The sequence below is a fragment of the Rothia sp. 27098_8_29 genome (assembly GCF_041432785.1).
Lineage (GTDB): Bacteria > Actinomycetota > Actinomycetes > Actinomycetales > Micrococcaceae > Rothia > Rothia mucilaginosa.
In genome coordinates this window covers 1-17,711 of sequence record NZ_JAPWAI010000004.1, presented here as the reverse complement: position 1 = coordinate 17,711, position 17,711 = coordinate 1, and the positions used below count along the sequence as shown (strand labels likewise).

Below are 17,711 nucleotides of genomic sequence, written 5' to 3'. Positions count from 1 at the left end.
CGTCTATCGCTCAACCCCACTAAGCTACCCCGCCGTTGTGGCGGGGGATGAATGTAAGGAGAACGGCAGCTATGCCGAAGCAGAAGACCCACTCTGGTGCTAAGAAGCGCTTCAAGCTCACCGGTAGCGGCAAGGTTAAGCGCCAGCAGGCGAACCGTCGCCACTACCTGGAGCACAAGTCCTCTCGTCTGACCCGTCGTCTGGCTTCTGACCAGATCGTTACCGGCGGCCAGGCAAAGGTTGTCAAGAAGATGCTGGGTAAGTAAGCAACGCTTACTCTCTGCACCTGGCGCACCGATAGTGGTGCGCACTGATTAAAGACTCGCTCCTGTTCAGCGTGATATGTGAGCTGTTCAGGACATAAGACGAAGGAGACACACGTGGCACGTGTGAAGCGCGCGGTTAACGCGCACAAGAAGCGCCGTACTATTCTCGATCGTGCATCCGGCTACCGCGGTCAGCGTTCTCGCCTGTACCGTAAGGCTAAGGAGCAGGTCACTCACTCGCTGGTTTACAGCTACGACCACCGTCGTAAGAAGAAGGGTGACTTCCGTCGCCTGTGGATTCAGCGTATTAACGCTGCTTCCCGCGCACAGGGCCTGACCTACAACCGCTTCATCCAGGGTCTGAAGGCTGCTGGTGTTGAGGTTGACCGCCGTATGCTGGCTGAGCTGGCTGTTAACGAGCCCGCTGCCTTCAACGCACTGGTTGAGATTGCTAAGAACAACCTGCCCGAGGACACCTCGGCTCCCAAGGCTTAATTAGCCTAGGTTGTGTTCTTACCTCGAAGATCTAGGTTCGGGGTAGGATGCTTAAGCGTCGTGAGCGGCCGTCTGCACTTTTGAGTGTGGGCGGCCGCTTTCTGCGTATCTGGGGGTTGTGCTTGTGGCTGTTCTGCGTTTTTTGGGTGTGCCTTTGCCTGTACCCTTTAAGGGTGAACTTTTTTGAACGTATTAGTACCCCCGTTGTGATGTCCAATCCGCAGGCAGATCGTGTGCGCGATATTGCGAAGCTGCGTACCCGCGCTACCCGCACGAAGAAGGGCCAGTTCCTGGTGGAAGGCCCGCAGGCTGTGCGTGAGGCGTTGAAGGCGCATCTGAAGAAGCCGATTCTGGATGCTGTTTACGTTACGGAGGCGGCTTTTGACCGTCATGAGGATATTGCCGAGCTGCTGGAGCAGGTGTACGGCACTCCCACCCCGGAGGAGGGTCGCCGCGTCTTTATGCGTGTGGTGACCGATGAGGTGCTGGAGGCGATGGCTGATTCGGTGAGCCCGCAGGGTATTATTGCGGTTTCCTTTATGGTGGATGCGTCGTTCTCGTTACTGTGGGGTGAGGGCGCGTTGAACCCGAAGTTGATTGCTGTGCTGTCTCGTGTGCAGGATCCGGGTAATGCGGGCACTATTCTTCGTGTGGCTGATGCGGCCGGTGCTGACTTGGTGATTACGACTAAGGGTTCGGTGGATTTGTATAACCCGAAGACGGTGCGTTCTACTGCGGGTTCGCTGTTCCATGTGCCGATTATTCAGGGCGTGCAGCTGGAGGATTTCGCGGAGGATGTGAAGTCTCAGGGTACTGCTGTGCTAGCTGCTGACGGCTATGGTGCGGTGAATCTGCAGGAGCTGAGTGAGTACACCGCGGCTCGTCGTGCCGGTGTGGAGGCGAGTGCCCCGTCCGGCGTGAAGGGTAATTTTGATCTTTCGAAGCCGACCATGTGGCTTTTCGGGAATGAAGCTCAGGGTCTGAACGCTGAAGAGAAGGCGGCCGCCACTATGCGCGTGGCTGTTCCTGTCTATGGTTCGGCTGAGTCTTTGAATGTGGGTACGGCTGCTGCTGTGTGCCTGTATGCTTCGGCGATGGCTCAGCGCGGCGTTTCTCGCTAGATTTTTCTAGGTTTTGGGCGGTTCGCGGCTGTGGCATAGCGGCGGGCCGCCTTAGCCTCATAGGTTTTAGAGTTTTAGTTTAGGGCTGAGAAAGGGAAAATATGTCTGCTCCTTCTGGTCATTCGGGTTCGGGCGCGATTATTGCTGCGCTGGGTGCGAACCTGGGTATTGCGGTGCTGAAGTTTTTGGCTTTTGCGCTGACTCGTTCTTCGTCGATGTTGGCGGAGGCTATTCACTCGGTGGCTGACTCGGGTAATCAGCTTCTGCTTCTTTTGGGCGGTCGCGCTTCGCAGAAGCAGGCTGATGAGGAGCACCCGTTTGGTTATGGCCGTAACCGCTATATTTACGCGTTTATTGTTTCGATTATTATCTTTGCCCTGGGTGGCTTGTTCGCTCTGTATGAGGGTTATGAGAAGCTGCATGACCCGCACGGTATTACTGAGTGGCAGTGGGTTCCGGTGGCTGTTCTGGTGGGTTCGATTCTGCTGGAGGGTAATTCGTTCCGCGTGGCGGTGAAGGAGTCGCGTGATCTGAAGGGCAAGCAGAGCTGGATGCGTTTCTTGCGTACTTCGAAGAACCCGGAGCTTCCGGTGCTTCTGCTGGAGGATGCGGGTGCGCTGCTGGGTCTGATTTTTGCGCTCTTTGGTGTGGGTCTGACTCTGTTGACCGGTAATGGTCTGTGGGATGCGTTCGGTACCCTGGCTATTGGTGTGCTGCTGGTCTTTATTGCTGTGTTCCTTGCGGTGGAGATGAAGTCCCTGATTTTGGGTGAGGCTGCTTCTCCGGAGGATTTGGCGAAGATTCGCGCGGCGATTGAGGATGGCGATAGCGAGCGCATTATCCACATTAAGACCGTGCACTTGGGTCCTGAGGAGATTCTGGTGGCGGCAAAGATTCGCATTCATGATGCTGACACTGGTCGTGCGGTGGCTGATGAGATTGACGCGGCTGAGGTTCGTATTCGCGAGGCTGTTCCTGCGGCACGCATCATTTATTTGGAGCCGGATATTTTCCGGGCTTAGTTCTAGGAGATTTTTGTTATGACCGTTGAGATGATCGTTTATCGTTTGCTAAAGATTTTCGTTGGCCTGATCATTCTTTTGGTGTACCTGCGTCTGACTCACCGTTCTCAGGCGGGGAACCAGACCCCGATTGATACCATCGGTAACTTTGTCATCGGTGGTGTGTTCGGTGGCGTGTTGTACAGCGAGCAGATTAGCCTGTTCTACTTTGTCATCTACATGGTGTTTACGCTGTGCATGATTCAGCTGCTGAACGTGGCGACCACGAAGATTCGTTTTCTGCATATGGCGGTGCGTGAGCAGCGCGTGCCGGTCATTACGGATGGTGATATCGATATTAAGAGCTTCCAGCAGGCAGATGTGGTTCTTGATCCGATGCGCCTGATTGCTGACCTTCGTGCGCAGGGTATTTACGACCTGGAAGACATTGAGTTCGCTCAGATTGAACCGAACGGTGCGCTGAGCGTGATCCGTAAGGGTGACGGTGTGCCGAACTTTGCTCTGATTGTGAAGGGTAGCTTGGTCACTCGCGATATCGCGGATGCGCACAAGACCGAGGATTGGGTGTACCTACAGTTGCGTGCCGCTGAGGTCGAGCTTGAGGATGTCTTCCTCATGGAGTTCAAGAACGGTAACCGCCTTCTGATTCTGCTGAATGACGGCACTAATATTCGCCGTGAGGTGGCAGAAGCCTCGAATATGAATGATAAGGAAGAAGAGTGGCAGGAAGGCGTGGAGGAAGCTCCTGAGCCGGAGGATACTGAGGATGCTAAGAAGGAAGTAGCGGAGCACGCTGCTGAGGATGCGCATCCGACGAAGGATTCTAAAGCGTAGAAGAAGGTAGAGAAAGATGAGTGAAGTGTCGCCCTCGTTTGAGGTTCAGGTGGTTGGCGCCGCTGTGGTCGATTCTTTGGCGGCTCCGACCCGTATGCTGGTGGCTCAGCGTTCTGAGCCGCAGACTGTTGCCGGCATGTGGGAGTTCCCGGGCGGTAAGGTCGAGCCGGGGGAGAGCTGCGAGCAGGCGCTGGTGCGTGAGCTGAAGGAGGAGCTGGGCGTGCAGGCCCGTCTGGGTGCTGAGGTGCCCGGCGCGTACCCGCAGGGCTGGCGTCTGAGCGAGCGTCTGGCGATGCGCGTGTTCTTTGCGGAGATTCTTTCGGGTACTCCGGATACTTTGGAAGATCACAGCGCGCTGCGGTGGATGCCGCTGCCGAAGTCTAAGGATGACGCGCAGGCTCGTGAGGATTTGCTGGGTTTGCCGTGGATTCCGGCGGATTTGCCGATTGTTGTGGCTCTTCTGCAGCAGCTGCAGGACACTGGCACTGGTGAGGCGTAGACCCAAGGTCTGACCTAATGCTCTGCGCTAGTTCGTTACGAGGCTAAGTCACCGTTATGTGACAAACTCGCAGCGGTAGTGTGATAAATTTTCTACATCTTTTTTGACGCTGTTTGAAGGCGGGATTCCCTGTGGGGAGTCCCGCCTTTATTCATATTTTGAGGGTGAATTATGCGCCAGGTGATTCTGACTTGTGTATTTGTTGGGGAGGGGATTTTGTCATATATGGGTTCGACACGGATACATACTTTGGAAACCAATCGGTAGGCGGGTAGTATTGAGGGAGAAATCACATACGTATTGGGAGACAATGATGACTGCTCAACCCCCGTTTGATCCGGGCGCCTACCGCTCCGACGCGGTTCCCTCGGACACTCAAGCTATTTATATTCAGGAAGGCGGCGCTGAGCCGCGCGGAATTCTGTTCCACTCGCCGACCAAGCACCCGAAGATTCTGCGTCTGCAGGAGATTATGATTGTCTCCGCGCTGCTCTGCTTGATCCACGGTGTTATTTCCTCGTTCGCGCCGGATAACCTGTCCCCGCTGAAGGGTCTGCCGGAGTTCGGTGTTGCAGGCGGTATCGGCCTGCTGGTTGTTTCTGCGGTTGTGTACATTTGGGTGTACTTCACGATTCAGAAGGGCAAGCGTCTGGGCCTGACTGTCGGTCTGATTTTTGCAATTCTGGGTGCGTTCGTGGCGATTCTGTCTCTGATTGGTAATGTCATTGACGCTCAGCGCTACGGCTTCGTGCCCCTGTACGCGGCATGGTTCATTGCGAACGTGCTGTGGATTCGTGCTTCTTTTGACCCGGCTGTGAAGCAGGCTCTGAAGTAGAAGTACCCTCTTCAACCCTGTTGTTGAAAAGATATACTCTAGAACGCCCGGATGGACTATCCGGGCGTTCTGCTGTTTACGCTTCCTTCTCTGGTCTAAAATGGATAGGATATGCGCCCGTCGCCTTCCCCCTGTTCCGCACCCTGTGCGGGCAGCCGGGGGAGAGCTGACGGTGCTACCTAAGGTGTATAACGAGCCAGCCGGTATAGTGCCGGTGGTATGCAGAGAAGAGTGACAATGACCGATTCCGTGCAGGAACACGAGGGTCTTAACGGCCCGGCTCAGGTTCTCGCCCGCATTGCGCAGGTTCTGGAGGAGAACCCCGAGAACGGTTTGGACGCTATCCGTGAGGCTTTTGAGGCTGAGCGTGAGCGTGCCAAGCAGGAGATTCGCGAGAAGGCTAAGGACTTTGACAGCCTCAAGGAGGTGCGCCTGAGCTTCTTCGGTGAGAAGGGCATCATGAGCATCGCTAACCGCCAGATGCGTGATCTTCAGAACCAGCACAAGGGCCCGGTGGGTAAGCTGATGGGTCAGGCTCGTGCAGCCCTGACTGAGGCTATTGAGGCTCGTACCGCTGAGCTGGAGGCTGAGCGTGAGGCTCGCATCCTGGCTGAGGAAGCTGTGGACGTTTCTGCTGCTTCGCCTCGCCGTTCTCTGGGCGGCCGCCACCCGATTGCTCTGATGCAGGAGCGCCTGACTGATATTTTCGTCGGTATGGGCTGGGAGGTTGCAGACGGCCCGGAGCTGGAGTCTGAGTGGTACAACTTTGACGCTCTGAACATTAAGCCGGATCACCCGGCACGCGAAATGCAGGACACTTTCTACGTTGAGCCGAAGAACGCTCACCTGCTGCTGCGCACTCACACGTCGCCGGTGCAGATGCGCTCGCTTCTTTCGCGTGATTTGCCGCTGTACATTGTGTGCCCGGGCCAGGTGTACCGCACCGATGAGCTGGACGCGACCCACACCCCGGTCTTCCACCAGATTGAGGGCCTTGCCGTGGATAAGGGCCTGACGATGGCTGATCTGAAGGGCACCCTGGAGTACATGGCACGCGCCATGTTCGGTGAGGACGCTAAGATTCGCCTGCGCCCGAACTTCTTCCCGTTCACTGAGCCTTCCGCTGAGCTGGATTTGTGGCACCCGAACGCTAAGGGCGGCCCGCAGTGGATTGAGTGGGGCGGCTGCGGCATGGTGAACCCGAATGTTCTGCGTGCTGCGGGTATTGATCCTGAGGAATACTCGGGCTTCGCCTTCGGTATGGGTATTGAACGTACCCTCATGTTCCGTAACAACGTCGCTGACATGCATGACATGGTTGAAGGCGACATCCGTTTCTCTGAGCAGTTCGGGATGGAGATCTAAATTATGCGTGTACCCCTGTCATGGCTGCGCGAGTTCGTGCCTGTAGCCGAGGATGCTTCGGCTGAAGATTTGATGGCGACCCTGGTGAAGGTTGGCCTGGAAGAAGAAGACGTTCACCGCCCCTCTGATGAGCTGTCCGGCCCGATTGTGGTTGGTCAGGTGCTCTCTATGGAGCCGGAGACCCATTCGAACGGCAAGACCGTGAACTGGTGCCAGGTGCGTGTGGTTCCGGAGGGCCAGGAGCAGACTCTGACCGGTAAGGGCATTGAGCCTTCCGGTGTTCAGGGCATTATTTGTGGTGCCCACAATTTCGTACCCGGCGACAAGGTTGTTGTGACCCTGCCCGGCGCTGTTCTGCCCGGTGGTTTCGCGATTACTGCCCGTAAGACTTACGGTCACAAGTCGGCTGGCATGATTGCTTCGACTCGTGAGCTAGGTATTGGCGATGATCACGGCGGCATCCTGGTGCTTTCGACCCTGGGCCTGGACCCGGAGCTTGGCACCGATGCGATGGAGCTGCTGGGTCTGTACGATCAGGCTGCCGAGGTGAACGTGACCCCGGACCGCGGTTACGCGTTCTCTCTGCGCGGTATTGCTCGCGAGTGGTGCCACGCTACCGGTTCTTCCTTCGAGGATTTTGTGCTGGCGTACGGCGAGCGCGCCCCGGAGGCTAACGACGCCGGTCACCCGGTTGTTCTGCGTGATGACGCCCCGATTCACGGTAACCCCGCATGCACTCGCTTCGTGATGCGTGAGGTGTCGGGCGTGAAGGCGGATGCTCCGGTTCCGACCTGGATGTCTTCGCGTCTGCGTCTGGCGGGTGTGCGCTCGCTGTCGCTGCCGGTGGATATTTCGAACTACGTGATGCTGGAGACCGGTCAGCCACTGCACTTCTACGATGCTGACAAGGTTCAGGGTGAGATTGTGGTGCGTCGCGCCGCTGCTGGCGAGAAGCTGGTGACCCTGGATGGTGTTGAGCGTACTCTGCACCCCGAGGATATTGTCATCGCTGATGATTCCGGCGTGATTGGTCTTGCCGGTGTGATGGGTGGCGCCTCGACTGAGGTGACTGACTCGACCACCCGCATTCTGGTGGAGTCTGCTCGTTTTGATGAGGTGTCGGTGGCTCGTACTGCTCGCCGCCACAAGCTGATTTCTGAGTCCTCGAAGCGTTTTGAGCGTGGCGTGGATCCGCAGATTCAGGCTGCGGCTGCTCAGCGTGCGGTTGAGCTGCTGGTTGAGCTGGCTGGTGCTCAGGTTGAGCCGGGTGTTACTGATGTGTCGCTCGGCTATGAGCCGGTCGTGATTGATCTGCCTGCTGACTACACTGCTGGTCGTATTGGCGTGGATTACTCGCCGGAGCAGATTGAGTCTTGCCTGCGTGAGATTGGTTGCTCGGTGGAGCGTACCGAGTCTGGTTACGCGGTGACTGTCCCGTCGTGGCGTACTGACCTGCGTGCGAAGGAGGATCTGACTGAGGAAATCGCACGTATTGACGGTTACGAGAACATCCCCTCGACTCTGCCGGTGGCTCCTGCGGGTCGCGGTTACACTCCGGAGCAGGCGGGTAAGCGTCGTGCGCTGAATGCGTTGGCGGCTTCGGGTCTGACTGAGGTGTTCGCGTACCCCTTCGTGTCGGCTGATGCGAACAACCTGTGGTCGGCTCCGTGGGTGAGCACCCCTGAGAACCCGGTGACTGAGGTTCCTTCGGTTCGCCTGGAGAACCCGATTTCTTCGGCTGAGGGCTGGATGCGTCGTTCGCTGTTGCCGGGCCTGGTTGAGGTTCTGAAGCGTAACCTGTCTCGCGGTTTCAAGAACCTGGCTATTTTTGAGGCGGGTCACGTGTTCATTCCGGGTGAGCAGCTGGGTTCGGAGTCTATTCCGCCGCTGGGTGCTCGTCCTTCGGATGAGGTTCTGGCTGATTTGAATGCCGGTATTCCGCAGCAGCCCACTTTCGTTGCTGGTCTGTTTGCAGGTACTGAGCACGAGGCGATGCCGGGTGCCGCTCCGCGCGCTTTCGATTGGCGTGACGCTCTGGACGCTGTGCGTCTGGTTGCTGACGCTGTTTCGGCTGAGATTCAGGTGCGTAACGGTGTGCATACTGCGTTCCACCCGGGCCGTGTGGCTGAGGTTCTGAATGCAACCGGTGAGCGTGTTGGTTTTGCTGGTGAGCTGCACCCGAAGCTTCTGCAGGAGCTGAACCTGCCTGAGCGTACCTGCGCGTTTGAGCTGGATTTCTCGGCGCTGTTTGCTGGTCGTGTTGATGCGCGTCAGGCTACTCCGGTGCTGACTTTCCCGGCTGCTACTCAGGATGTGGCGCTTCTGGTGGACCGCGATCTGCCTGCTTCTGAGGTGGAGCGTGTTCTGCGTGAGGGCGCTGGCGAGCTGCTGGAGGACATCCGCGTCTTTGATGATTACCGCGGTGTCGGTATTGATGAGTCGAAGAAGTCTTTGGCGTTTGCTCTGCGTTTCCGCGCACCGGATCGTACGCTGACTGCTGATGAGGCGTCGGCTGCTCGTGAGGCTGCTGTGGCTGCGACTGTTGAGCAGCTGGGTGCGGAACCGCGTGTCTAACCGGGTCTAACCCTATGGCGTAACGCCTAGTGCTGACGGGGTGGGAGTTGTTGGCTCCCACCCCGTAGCTTTTGGCGTTGCGTGGTGGGTATACCTGTTTAGCGTGTTCATGAAGCGCTGATAAGCGCTTTCCTTGGTGAACTCATGTGGTTATGGGTACCCTAGAAGATAGATGAAGTGAGGGAGAGAGTAATGGCTAATCGAGAGAACTCGCGCGAACAGGACGAGCTGTCGCAGTCTACTGAGGTCGAAGAAACCTACTTTGAGGATTCTGAGTACGGTGATTCTCAGTACGAGGATTCTGAGTATGAGGAGTACGACGAGTACGAGGATTACGACGATGAGGAAGAGAACTCCTCCCTTTTCGCGATGAGTGAGGAAGAGCTGGATGACCGCCCGGGCGTAAACTGGCTGTCGGTTCTTTCTGCGGCGGTTGCGGTTATTCTTTCCATTGTTTTGGCTATTGCGGGTGTCCGTGCTTTTGCGTCGGTGAATAATAACGCCGAGTATGCCGGTAGGAGCTGGGTCATTCAGGGTACCTACCAGGATTTGACTCCTGACCTGATTACGAAGGGTAATGTTGCTCGTTATAAGGGCAACTTGCCGGCTGATGACGCGCTGAATGGTAAGACGTATGTGTCGAACCTGAAGGATAAGTATCAGGTGACTTCGGGTGCTCCGATTGAGTTCCGTGGTTCGCAGACTGGTGATGTTCCCTCGGAGTTCCCGCGTGAGGTGGATGGCCTGTTGGTGGAGAAGGGCGGCACTCTTGAGGTCGTCTACACTGCTGAGAAGGGCACGTTGAAGCCTGTGACTGAGGACAGCGTGAATGCTGAGCGTTTTGCCGGTATCGCAAGTATTGTTGGTGCGGTGCTGGTGCTTCTGCTGGGTCTGGGTTTTGCTGTGTGGCTGAACCGCCGTTCGCGCGATGTCGAGTATGAGGACCTGGATGGTCTGGTGGAGGATGAGCGCTAGGCGTTTTTCGAATCTTGAGGATTGACCGGTTGACGTTTTGTTGAGGAGCCTGTTTCCGGCGCACGTTGTGTTGCTGGAGGCGGGCTCCTTTTTCGCGCTCGCCTACCGGAAGGTCTCTTGACCGGCGCAACGCGCCAGCCCACAATGTTCTTGCACGCTATGCATTCATTGCGAGGTTATGCGCCCGAATGTGTAGATACACGCTACATTCGCGGCGTTTTGTGTGACAGCTGGTGAGATAAACCCTGAAAATTCCCCCATATCTTGGAATAATCCATATTTGATGCGCATATTTATGTGCATATGTATTATCTTGGGTAGTAAAGAATGTTGCGCTGCACCACCGTTGGGCAGCTCCGTTCTGAATTCGTGATTGGCACCGTAGGAAGAAGAGATATTATGCCTTTCCCCTCGACCAAGATCGCGCGTCAGGCACGCATCGTTGAATTGTTGCAGACCCGACGTGTCCGCTCCCAGGCTGAACTGGCGCAGTACCTGACCGATGATGGTATGAAGGTTACTCAGGCGACCCTTTCCCGTGATCTTGTTGAAATTGGCGCTGAGCGCATCCGTGATGAAGGTGCCGGCTTGATTTATGCTGTGCCGAATTACCCTGCTCGTCGCGGCGGCGGTACTGCACCTGATGCCCGTATGATTTCCCTGTTCAAGGAGCTGCTGATTACCGCTGAGGGGTCGGCGAATATTACGGTTCTGCGTACTCCTCCGGGTGCTGCGCAGTTCTTGGCTTCGTCTATTGATCAGGGCGGTCTTGAAGCGATTATGGGCACTATTGCCGGTGACGATACGGTAATAGTGATTACTCGTGACCCCAATGGTGGGGCTGCGCTTGCCGAGAGCTTCTTGGATTGGTCTGCTGCTCAGTAGTAGTTGGGGCGTATCTTGCGCTGTTCTTCTGATGTTTCGGGGGAGCGGTTGAAGGTACGCCCTTCTGCTGTCTTCGGGCTCTTTTGTTGGCTTCTAGCTCGGCTTCTCTTTTTCTAGATATACCGATTTTTCTGTGGTGAGAGTTTTCTATCATGTCTGAAATGCACGATTCAGCGAACAATATTGCCTACCTTTTGACGGAGGCTGCTTCTGGTTCCGGTTCTGCTTCCGATTCTGGGGCTAAGGCGGCTTTGGCGATTCCGGCTTCTGACTCTGCTGATATGCAGGTGGTGAGCTACGCGCAGTTGGCATCTGCGGCTGCGCAGGTTCAGCGTCATGTGGCGGCGCTCGGTGTTGAGCGTGGTGACCGTGTGGCGTTGTCTATGCCGAATGTGGCGTTGATGCCGGCGTTGTATTACGGCATTGTGGCTGCGGGTGCGATTTGTGTTCCGTTGAATCCGCTGTTGTCGGGTGCTGAGCTGGAGTATCATCTGCGCGATAGCGGGGCGAAGGTGCTTTTTGCTTTTGCGGGTACTCGCCTGGCGTCGGAGGCAACCTCGACGGTGCCGGTGAAGAACGGTTCGGTTCGTTGCGAGATTTTCACCGGGGGAGAGGGCTCACCGGTGGCTCCTTTTGATGCGCCTGCCGATAGCGCGCTGTCGGATGCTGTTCCGTCGGCTACTGTTCTGGAGCCTGTCCCGGTGGCGGCGAGTGATCCGGCGATTATTCTCTACACTTCGGGTACGACGGGCAAACCTAAGGGCGCGACGCTGACTCACGCGAATATCCTCTCGAATGCTCGTAGCTGCGTGAGCGTTTTTGGTTTCACCGCTGAGGATGTCATTTTTGGTGGTCTTCCGCTGTTCCATGCGTTTGGTCAGACGGTGTCGATGAACGCGGCGTTTGCGGCGTCGGCTACGGTGGCTTTGCTGCCGCGTTTTACCCCTGATGACGCGCTGAATCTGATGGAGCGTGCCGGGGTGTCGGTGCTGGCTGCGGTCCCGAGCATGTATGTGTCGTTGGCGGCGGCGCTGGAGGCTGAGCCTGAGCGTGCGCGCTCGCTGCGTGGTCGCATCCGCTTCGGTATTTCGGGTGGTTCGCCGCTACCTGCGCCGGTGCATTCTGCGTTGAAAACGCTGATTGAGTGCCCGGTGTATGAGGGCTACGGTTTGAGTGAGACTTCGCCGGTGGTTTCGTTTAACCAGGCGGAGTTTGGCATGGTGCTCGGTTCGGTGGGTCGTGTTCTGCCGGGCGTGCAGGTACAGGTCCGTTGTCCGCAGGGTTCCGAGTGTGCGCCGGGTGTGAGCGGTCAGCTGTGGGTACGCGGCGAGAATGTGATGGCTGGCTACTGGAATAATCCTGCGGCTACTGCTGAGGTTTTTGATGGCGAGTGGTTTGCGACCGGCGATGTTGCGCGCGTGGATGAGCAGGGCAATATTTTTATTGTGGACCGTATTAAGGACATGGTTCTGCGTAACGGCTATTCGGTGTATCCGCGTGAGATTGAGGATGTTCTCTATACCCATGAGCAGGTGCAGTCGGTAGCTGTGTTGGGCGTGCCGGATGAGCGTGTGGGTGAGGAGATTGTTGCCGTGGTGATGCCGCGTCCGGGTGCTGATGAGGGCGTGCTGCAGGCGGAGTTGAATGCGTTGGCGCGTACTCGTTTGGCGGCGTATAAGTATCCTCGCCGCTACGTGATGGTGGAGAGCATGCCGCTGGGGCCGACCGGCAAGATTCTTAAGCGTGACTTGCGGGTTGTGATTCAGCGGGGCTAATCCCGGCAGATGGTTCTTGTCGCTCATCTGAGGACAACCGCGGGTGAAGGGGGGTAGAATTTTGTAGGCGGCTTCTACCGCGTTATTGTTCCCGGGCGTTTTTCCGGGGCTATCCCCTTCACGAAAGAGAGAGCATGAGCGTTCCCGCTTCTGAGGCTTCGCGAACCCCTATTGAGCAGTTGATTCCGGCTGCTTGCGCTACGATTCCGAATTACCCGCATGAGGGTATCCTCTTTTACGATGTGACCACTCTCTTCGCTAATGCTGAGGTGTTCAAGGCGTGCATTGATGAGCTGGCTACTCGTTTTGAGGGGCAGTTTGATGTGGTGGCTGGTGTTGAGGCTCGCGGTTTCTTGCTGGCTTCTGCGCTCGCGTACGCTACCGGCACCGGCATTATGACGGTTCGTAAGGCGGGTAAGCTTCCGCGTGAGACGTACCGTGAGGAGTACGCGCTGGAGTACGGTAGCGCGGCGATTGAGATTCACTGTAATGATTTCGCGCCGGGCACTCGTGTTCTTCTGCTGGATGATCTGCTGGCGACTGGCGGTACCTTGGTGGCTGCCGCGAAGCTGGTGGAGCGCGCGAACCTGAAGGTTGCCGGCGTTGGCGCTCTTCTGGAGCTGGATGGTCTGGGCGGTCGTGAGGCGCTGGACGGTTACCGTCTTGAGACGCTGAGCCTGGTGCCTGAGTACCCGCTACCGTCGAAGTAGTTTTATAGAGTTTGAGGCTTGCCGCCGGTTGGGCGTGTGTAGCCGATATTGATGAGGGGTGCCCCGCCGGTTGAGCCGGTGGGGCACTTTTCTGTGGGGGTAATATTTCTGCCCTTCGGAGCCTGTCCTGTAAAATAGTGACCCGTATTTTTGGGTGCCTATCGCATCCTGTCTTTGAGACACCATAGGTTTAAGGAGCTTACGTGTCATCTGAATCTTTACCCCAGCAGTCTGCTGATTCTTCGGCGGCTGAGAAGCTGTTTGCTGAGCAGATGGCTGCGGAGCGTGAGTATGTTGCTCGCGTGTATGCTCGCCTGGATGAGCTCCGTGATGAGACGGCTGAGAAGCTGGCTGCTGTGCGTAAGAATCAGGCGGTGGGCGGTCATCAGAACCGTTCGGAGCGTGACTCTTTTGCTACTCACTATGAGGATCGTTTGGCGCAGCTGAATGCTGTGGATTCTCGTCTGACGTTTGGCCGACTGGATATGGACCGTGAGGGCGCTGATGCGGTGCGTTATATCGGTCGTATTGGTATTACGGATAGCAATCAGCAGCGTCTGCTGATGGACTGGCGTGCCCCGGAGGCGGGTACCTTCTATCAGGCGACTGCTTTCCACCCGATGGGTGTGCGCCGCCGCCGTCACCTGATGCTTGAGGGCCGCACTGTCGTAAATATTGAGGATGAGGTCTTCGATTCGGAGATGCTGCAGGATGAGGACACCCTCCACGGTGAGGGTGCTCTGTTGGCGGCGTTGAATAAGAAGCGTACCGGCCGCATGGGCGATATTGTGGCGACGATTCAGGCTGAGCAGGATGCGATTATCCGCTCGGAGCTGCCGGGTATGCGTGTTGTGCAGGGTGGCCCGGGTACCGGTAAGACTGCTGTGGCGCTGCATCGTGCGGCGTACCTGCTGTACACGAACCGTGAGCGCCTGTCGAAGGCTGGCGTGCTGGTGGTTGGTCCGTCGAATTCGTTCATGTGGTATATCGAGCGTGTGCTTCCTTCGCTGGGTGAGACCGGCGTGGTGATGGCTTCGTTGGCGACCCTGTACCCGGGTCTGCGTGCTGTGCCTGAGAAGGACCGCGCGGTTGCCGCGTTGAAGGGCGATTTGCGCATGGTGAAGGTTATTAAGCGTGCGGTGGCGGATCGTCAGAAGGTGCCGGCTCAGGTTCAGCGTCTGAATGTTGAGGGTACTGATGTTGAGCTGACTCCGGAGGTGGTTCGTTCGGCTCGTTCTCGTGCTCGTTCGACGGGCAAGCCGCATAATGAGGCTCGTGAGACGTTCGTGAAGATTCTGTTGAAGGAGCTGACCGCGAAGCTGGATGATCAGCTGAACCGTGCGGCGGGTCGTGTGGTGGAGCGTCCGTATCTGCAGGATGATGTGCGTGCTTCGATGGATGTGCGCCGTGCCTTGAACCTGGCGTGGATGCCGCTGTCGCCGGAGACTCTGTTGCGCTCGCTGTTTTCGAAGCCGCACTATCTGGAGTCTGCGACTCGTGAGTTGTCGAAGGCTGAGCGTGAGCTGTTGGCTCGCCCGGCGGATGCCCCCTTCACTGAGGCTGATGTTCCTCTGTTGGATGAGGCTGCTGAGCTTTTGGGTGATTTTTCGAAGGTGACCGGTGCGGCTGCTGCGGCTCGTGCTGCGGCGGAGCATCGCGCGAACCTTGAGAATGCGGCGAAGGCTTTGGAGAATGTTCACCAGTCGCTGGAGGATATTGGTGCTGATGGCGTGATTACTCCTGAGCAGATTGCGATGATGAATGAGGTTCGTGGCGAGCGTATGACTGCTGCGGCTGCGGCGTCGGCTGATCGTACGTGGGCGTATGGCCATATTGTGGTGGATGAGGCTCAGGAGCTTTCACCTATGCAGTGGCGCTTGCTGATGCGTCGTTGCCCGATGAAGTCGTTCACGATTGTGGGCGATATTGCTCAGGCGTCTTCTGCTGCGGCTGCTTCCTCGTGGTCGCAGGCGTTGGAGCCGTTTGTGGGTGAGCGTTTCACTCTGGAGGAGCTGACGATTAATTACCGTACTCCGGCTCAGATTGCTGAGGCGGCTGTGTCGGTTGCTCAGGCTGCTGGTTATGAGGTGTCTGCGCCTCGTGCGGTGCGTGAGGGCCAGTGGCCTCCGCTGGTTCATGAGGTTGCCTCCGAGTCTGTTGTGGAGCAGACCGTGGCTGTGGTCAGCGAGGAGGTCGCTCATTCGGGTGGTGCTCTGATTGGTGTGGTGTGCCCGCCGAGCCTGTATGTTCAGACGGCTCAGGCTGTGGCTCGTGCTCATGCCGATCGTACGGGTACCGCGCAGACTGCGTTGGAGAATCAGGTGCTGGTTCTGACTCCGTGGGAGGCGAAGGGCCTGGAGTTTGATGTTGTGGTGATTGTTGAGCCGCAGCAGCTGATTGATGATGCTGATGGTGCTGTGGGTGATTTGTACGTGTCGATGACTCGTCCGACTCAGCGCCTGCACATGGTGGGTTCGCGGATGCCCGCGGGTCTGTAGCTCTGTAGTACCTTTCTTGTTATTTCTTTGAGCCGGTGCCGTACCGGTTTGGGCGCTCGCTTGGGTTTTTCTGAGCGTTTGGGCTGGTGCGGTGCTAGGCTTGTTACATATTTTGTTCGAGCGCCTTCGGGCGTTGTTACCTTGTGAATGGGAGAAGCATGTCTGCCGAGATCCTCAACGCGCAGCATAATGACGATACCTTCGAGAATATTTGGCAGGAGCTGAAGTGGCGCGGTCTGGTGCACGTGAGCACTGATGAGGCTGCTCTGGAGAAGGCGCTGAGCGAGGAGAGCCTGACTTTCTATACGGGTTATGATCCGACTGCGGCTTCTTTGCACCTGGGTCACTTGGTGCAGCTGCTGGTGATGCGTCGTCTGCAGCTGGCTGGTCACAAGCCGCTGGGTCTGGTGGGTGGTTTCACCGGTTTGATTGGTGATCCGCGTCAGACGTCTGAGCGTGTGCTGAACTCTCCTGAGGTTGTTGCTGAGTGGGTTAAGTCTCTGCGTGCTCAGATCGAGCGTTTCCTCTCTTTCGAGGGTGAGAATGCTGCTCGTATGGTGAATAACCTGGACTGGAGCGGTCAGATGTCTGCTCTGCAGCTGCTGCGCGATGTTGGTAAGCATTTCCGCGTGGGCACCATGGTGAAGAAGGAGATTGTTGCGAAGCGCCTGAACTCTGATGAGGGTATTTCGTACACCGAGTTCTCGTACCAGATTCTGCAGGGCCTGGACTTCCTGGAGCTGAACCGTCGTTTCGGTTGTACTCTGCAGACCGGTGGTTCTGATCAGTGGGGTAACCTGACGAGCGGTACTGAGCTGATTCGTAAGGTGGAGGGTAAGAGCGTTCACGCTATTGGTACTCCGCTGATTACTAACTCTGATGGCACTAAGTTCGGTAAGAGCGAGGGTAACGCTATTTGGCTGAACCCGCAGATGTGCTCGCCGTACGCTTTCTACCAGTTCTGGCTGAACACTGCGGATGCGGATGTGCTGGATCGCCTGAAGGTGTTCACTTTCTTGACTCGTGCTGAGATTGCTGAGTTTGCGGAGAAGGTTGAGAAGGAGCCGTTTAAGCGTGAGGCTCAGAAGACTCTGGCGTACCTGGTGACTTCGCTGGTTCACGGTACTGAGGCTACTGATCAGGCTGTGGCTGCTTCGGAGGCTTTGTTTGGTAAGGGCGATTTCGCTGCTCTGGATGAGGCTACCTTGGAGTCTGTGGTTGCTGAGCTTCCTTCGGCTAAGCTGTCCGAGGATCGTCTGGACATGATTTCTGTTCTGACTGAGCTGGGCTTTGCGAAGTCTAACTCTGAGGCTCGTCGCATTCTGAAGGAGGGCGGCGCTTCGGTGAACGGCGTGAAGGTTCAGGGCGAGGACGCAGCGATTTCTAAGGATGATCTGCTGCACGGTCGTTTTGCGATGGTTCGCCGTGGCAAGAAGAACCAGGGCGCTGTAGAGCTTGTCTAGTCTTTTCTGACTTTCTCTATACATATAGAGGGGGAGGGGTTCTTCTCTGCTGAGTGTTTAGTACTGAGTGTTCGGTACTGAATGTTCGGTGGGGGATGCCCCTCCTTTTCTGTTCCCTATATACATTCCCTATATACAGAGCCCCTCCGTCAGGAGGGGCTCTTCTTGTATCGCTCTGCTGCCCTCTGGCTCTGGGTTCTCTTGGTTTGTCTTTGTTGACGAGGGCTTTGGGTGTCTTTCAACCCTGTTTTGGGGCTCCCGAGAGGGGAATTCGCAGATTTTTGAGGTTTCTAAAAGTTTTTTGAAGATTTTTTGCCACCCTTAAAACACTCTGACTAGGCACTTTAGTGCCTGGAAGGGTGTTTGGGACCCTTTCAAGGCCCCACTTGTGGTC

Annotated in this window: 15 protein-coding genes; all 15 read left to right on the top strand. The window is 56.7% G+C overall.

Annotated features, from left to right (window positions below; genetic code table 11):
* Positions 1 to 71: 71 nt before the first annotated feature.
* Positions 72 to 266, top strand: coding sequence for a 50S ribosomal protein L35 (rpmI, locus tag O3649_RS06745; protein WP_004006287.1), 195 nt, complete (start codon positions 72 to 74; stop codon positions 264 to 266).
* Positions 267 to 380: 114 nt separating this feature from the next.
* The gene (gene rplT / locus O3649_RS06740) at positions 381 to 761 is read left to right on the top strand and encodes a 50S ribosomal protein L20 (RefSeq protein ID WP_005507127.1); all 381 of its coding nucleotides are present in this window, start codon (positions 381 to 383) and stop codon (positions 759 to 761) included.
* 209 nt (positions 762 to 970) lie between these two features.
* Positions 971 to 1,882 (top strand): TrmH family RNA methyltransferase, encoded by a 912-nt coding sequence (locus tag O3649_RS06735; RefSeq protein ID WP_371573520.1) that lies wholly within the window; start codon positions 971 to 973, stop codon positions 1,880 to 1,882.
* A 101-nt stretch (positions 1,883 to 1,983) separates the two neighbouring features.
* Positions 1,984 to 2,904 carry a cation diffusion facilitator family transporter gene (locus O3649_RS06730; protein ID WP_005507873.1) on the top strand — a complete coding sequence of 307 codons (921 nt, stop codon included), beginning with the start codon at positions 1,984 to 1,986 and terminating at the stop codon, positions 2,902 to 2,904.
* 18 nt (positions 2,905 to 2,922) lie between these two features.
* Complete coding sequence (locus O3649_RS06725; protein WP_070678465.1) at positions 2,923 to 3,738, top strand: DUF421 domain-containing protein; 816 nt, start codon at positions 2,923 to 2,925, stop codon at positions 3,736 to 3,738.
* Positions 3,739 to 3,754: 16 nt separating this feature from the next.
* A complete protein-coding gene (locus O3649_RS06720; protein WP_371573435.1) occupies positions 3,755 to 4,237 on the top strand; it encodes a (deoxy)nucleoside triphosphate pyrophosphohydrolase in 483 nt (160 codons plus the stop codon).
* A 313-nt stretch (positions 4,238 to 4,550) separates the two neighbouring features.
* Complete coding sequence (locus O3649_RS06715) at positions 4,551 to 5,072, top strand: hypothetical protein (protein ID WP_049338512.1); 522 nt, start codon at positions 4,551 to 4,553, stop codon at positions 5,070 to 5,072.
* A gap of 237 nt (positions 5,073 to 5,309) precedes the next feature.
* On the top strand, positions 5,310 to 6,437 hold the full coding sequence (gene pheS / locus O3649_RS06710) for a phenylalanine--tRNA ligase subunit alpha (RefSeq protein WP_049328035.1): 1,128 nt from the start codon (positions 5,310 to 5,312) through the stop codon (positions 6,435 to 6,437).
* A gap of 3 nt (positions 6,438 to 6,440) precedes the next feature.
* Positions 6,441 to 9,011, top strand: a complete 2,571-nt coding sequence (pheT, locus tag O3649_RS06705; protein ID WP_371573432.1) for a phenylalanine--tRNA ligase subunit beta — start codon at positions 6,441 to 6,443, stop codon at positions 9,009 to 9,011.
* Between the two features lie 192 nt (positions 9,012 to 9,203).
* Positions 9,204 to 9,986: a hypothetical protein gene (locus tag O3649_RS06700; RefSeq protein ID WP_371573430.1), complete on the top strand. Its 783-nt coding sequence runs from the start codon at positions 9,204 to 9,206 to the stop codon at positions 9,984 to 9,986.
* A 399-nt stretch (positions 9,987 to 10,385) separates the two neighbouring features.
* Positions 10,386 to 10,871 carry an arginine repressor gene (locus O3649_RS06695; RefSeq protein ID WP_005507137.1) on the top strand — a complete coding sequence of 162 codons (486 nt, stop codon included), beginning with the start codon at positions 10,386 to 10,388 and terminating at the stop codon, positions 10,869 to 10,871.
* Between the two features lie 152 nt (positions 10,872 to 11,023).
* Positions 11,024 to 12,646 (top strand): AMP-binding protein, encoded by a 1,623-nt coding sequence (locus O3649_RS06690; protein ID WP_371573428.1) that lies wholly within the window; start codon positions 11,024 to 11,026, stop codon positions 12,644 to 12,646.
* Positions 12,647 to 12,780: 134 nt separating this feature from the next.
* Positions 12,781 to 13,356 carry an adenine phosphoribosyltransferase gene (locus tag O3649_RS06685; RefSeq protein ID WP_371573426.1) on the top strand — a complete coding sequence of 192 codons (576 nt, stop codon included), beginning with the start codon at positions 12,781 to 12,783 and terminating at the stop codon, positions 13,354 to 13,356.
* A 203-nt stretch (positions 13,357 to 13,559) separates the two neighbouring features.
* On the top strand, positions 13,560 to 15,854 hold the full coding sequence (locus O3649_RS06680; protein WP_371573424.1) for an AAA family ATPase: 2,295 nt from the start codon (positions 13,560 to 13,562) through the stop codon (positions 15,852 to 15,854).
* Between the two features lie 158 nt (positions 15,855 to 16,012).
* Positions 16,013 to 17,317 carry a tyrosine--tRNA ligase gene (gene tyrS / locus O3649_RS06675; protein ID WP_005507143.1) on the top strand — a complete coding sequence of 435 codons (1,305 nt, stop codon included), beginning with the start codon at positions 16,013 to 16,015 and terminating at the stop codon, positions 17,315 to 17,317.
* The last annotated feature ends 394 nt before the right edge of the window (positions 17,318 to 17,711 follow it).

Bases quoted from the DNA above. Each gene is read 5' to 3' on its own strand.
- O3649_RS06685 (WP_371573426.1), top strand. From the start codon at position 12,781: ATGAGCGTTCCCGCTTCTGAGGCTTCGCGAACCCCTATTGAGCAGTTG.
- O3649_RS06720 (WP_371573435.1), top strand. From the start codon at position 3,755: ATGAGTGAAGTGTCGCCCTCGTTTGAGGTTCAGGTGGTTGGCGCCGCT.
- rpmI (WP_004006287.1), top strand. From the start codon at position 72: ATGCCGAAGCAGAAGACCCACTCTGGTGCTAAGAAGCGCTTCAAGCTC.
- O3649_RS06735 (WP_371573520.1), top strand. From the start codon at position 971: ATGTCCAATCCGCAGGCAGATCGTGTGCGCGATATTGCGAAGCTGCGT.
- O3649_RS06690 (WP_371573428.1), top strand. From the start codon at position 11,024: ATGTCTGAAATGCACGATTCAGCGAACAATATTGCCTACCTTTTGACG.
- tyrS (WP_005507143.1), top strand. From the start codon at position 16,013: ATGTCTGCCGAGATCCTCAACGCGCAGCATAATGACGATACCTTCGAG.
- O3649_RS06715 (WP_049338512.1), top strand. From the start codon at position 4,551: ATGACTGCTCAACCCCCGTTTGATCCGGGCGCCTACCGCTCCGACGCG.
- O3649_RS06695 (WP_005507137.1), top strand. From the start codon at position 10,386: ATGCCTTTCCCCTCGACCAAGATCGCGCGTCAGGCACGCATCGTTGAA.
- O3649_RS06700 (WP_371573430.1), top strand. From the start codon at position 9,204: ATGGCTAATCGAGAGAACTCGCGCGAACAGGACGAGCTGTCGCAGTCT.
- O3649_RS06725 (WP_070678465.1), top strand. From the start codon at position 2,923: ATGACCGTTGAGATGATCGTTTATCGTTTGCTAAAGATTTTCGTTGGC.
- O3649_RS06730 (WP_005507873.1), top strand. From the start codon at position 1,984: ATGTCTGCTCCTTCTGGTCATTCGGGTTCGGGCGCGATTATTGCTGCG.
- pheS (WP_049328035.1), top strand. From the start codon at position 5,310: ATGACCGATTCCGTGCAGGAACACGAGGGTCTTAACGGCCCGGCTCAG.
- pheT (WP_371573432.1), top strand. From the start codon at position 6,441: ATGCGTGTACCCCTGTCATGGCTGCGCGAGTTCGTGCCTGTAGCCGAG.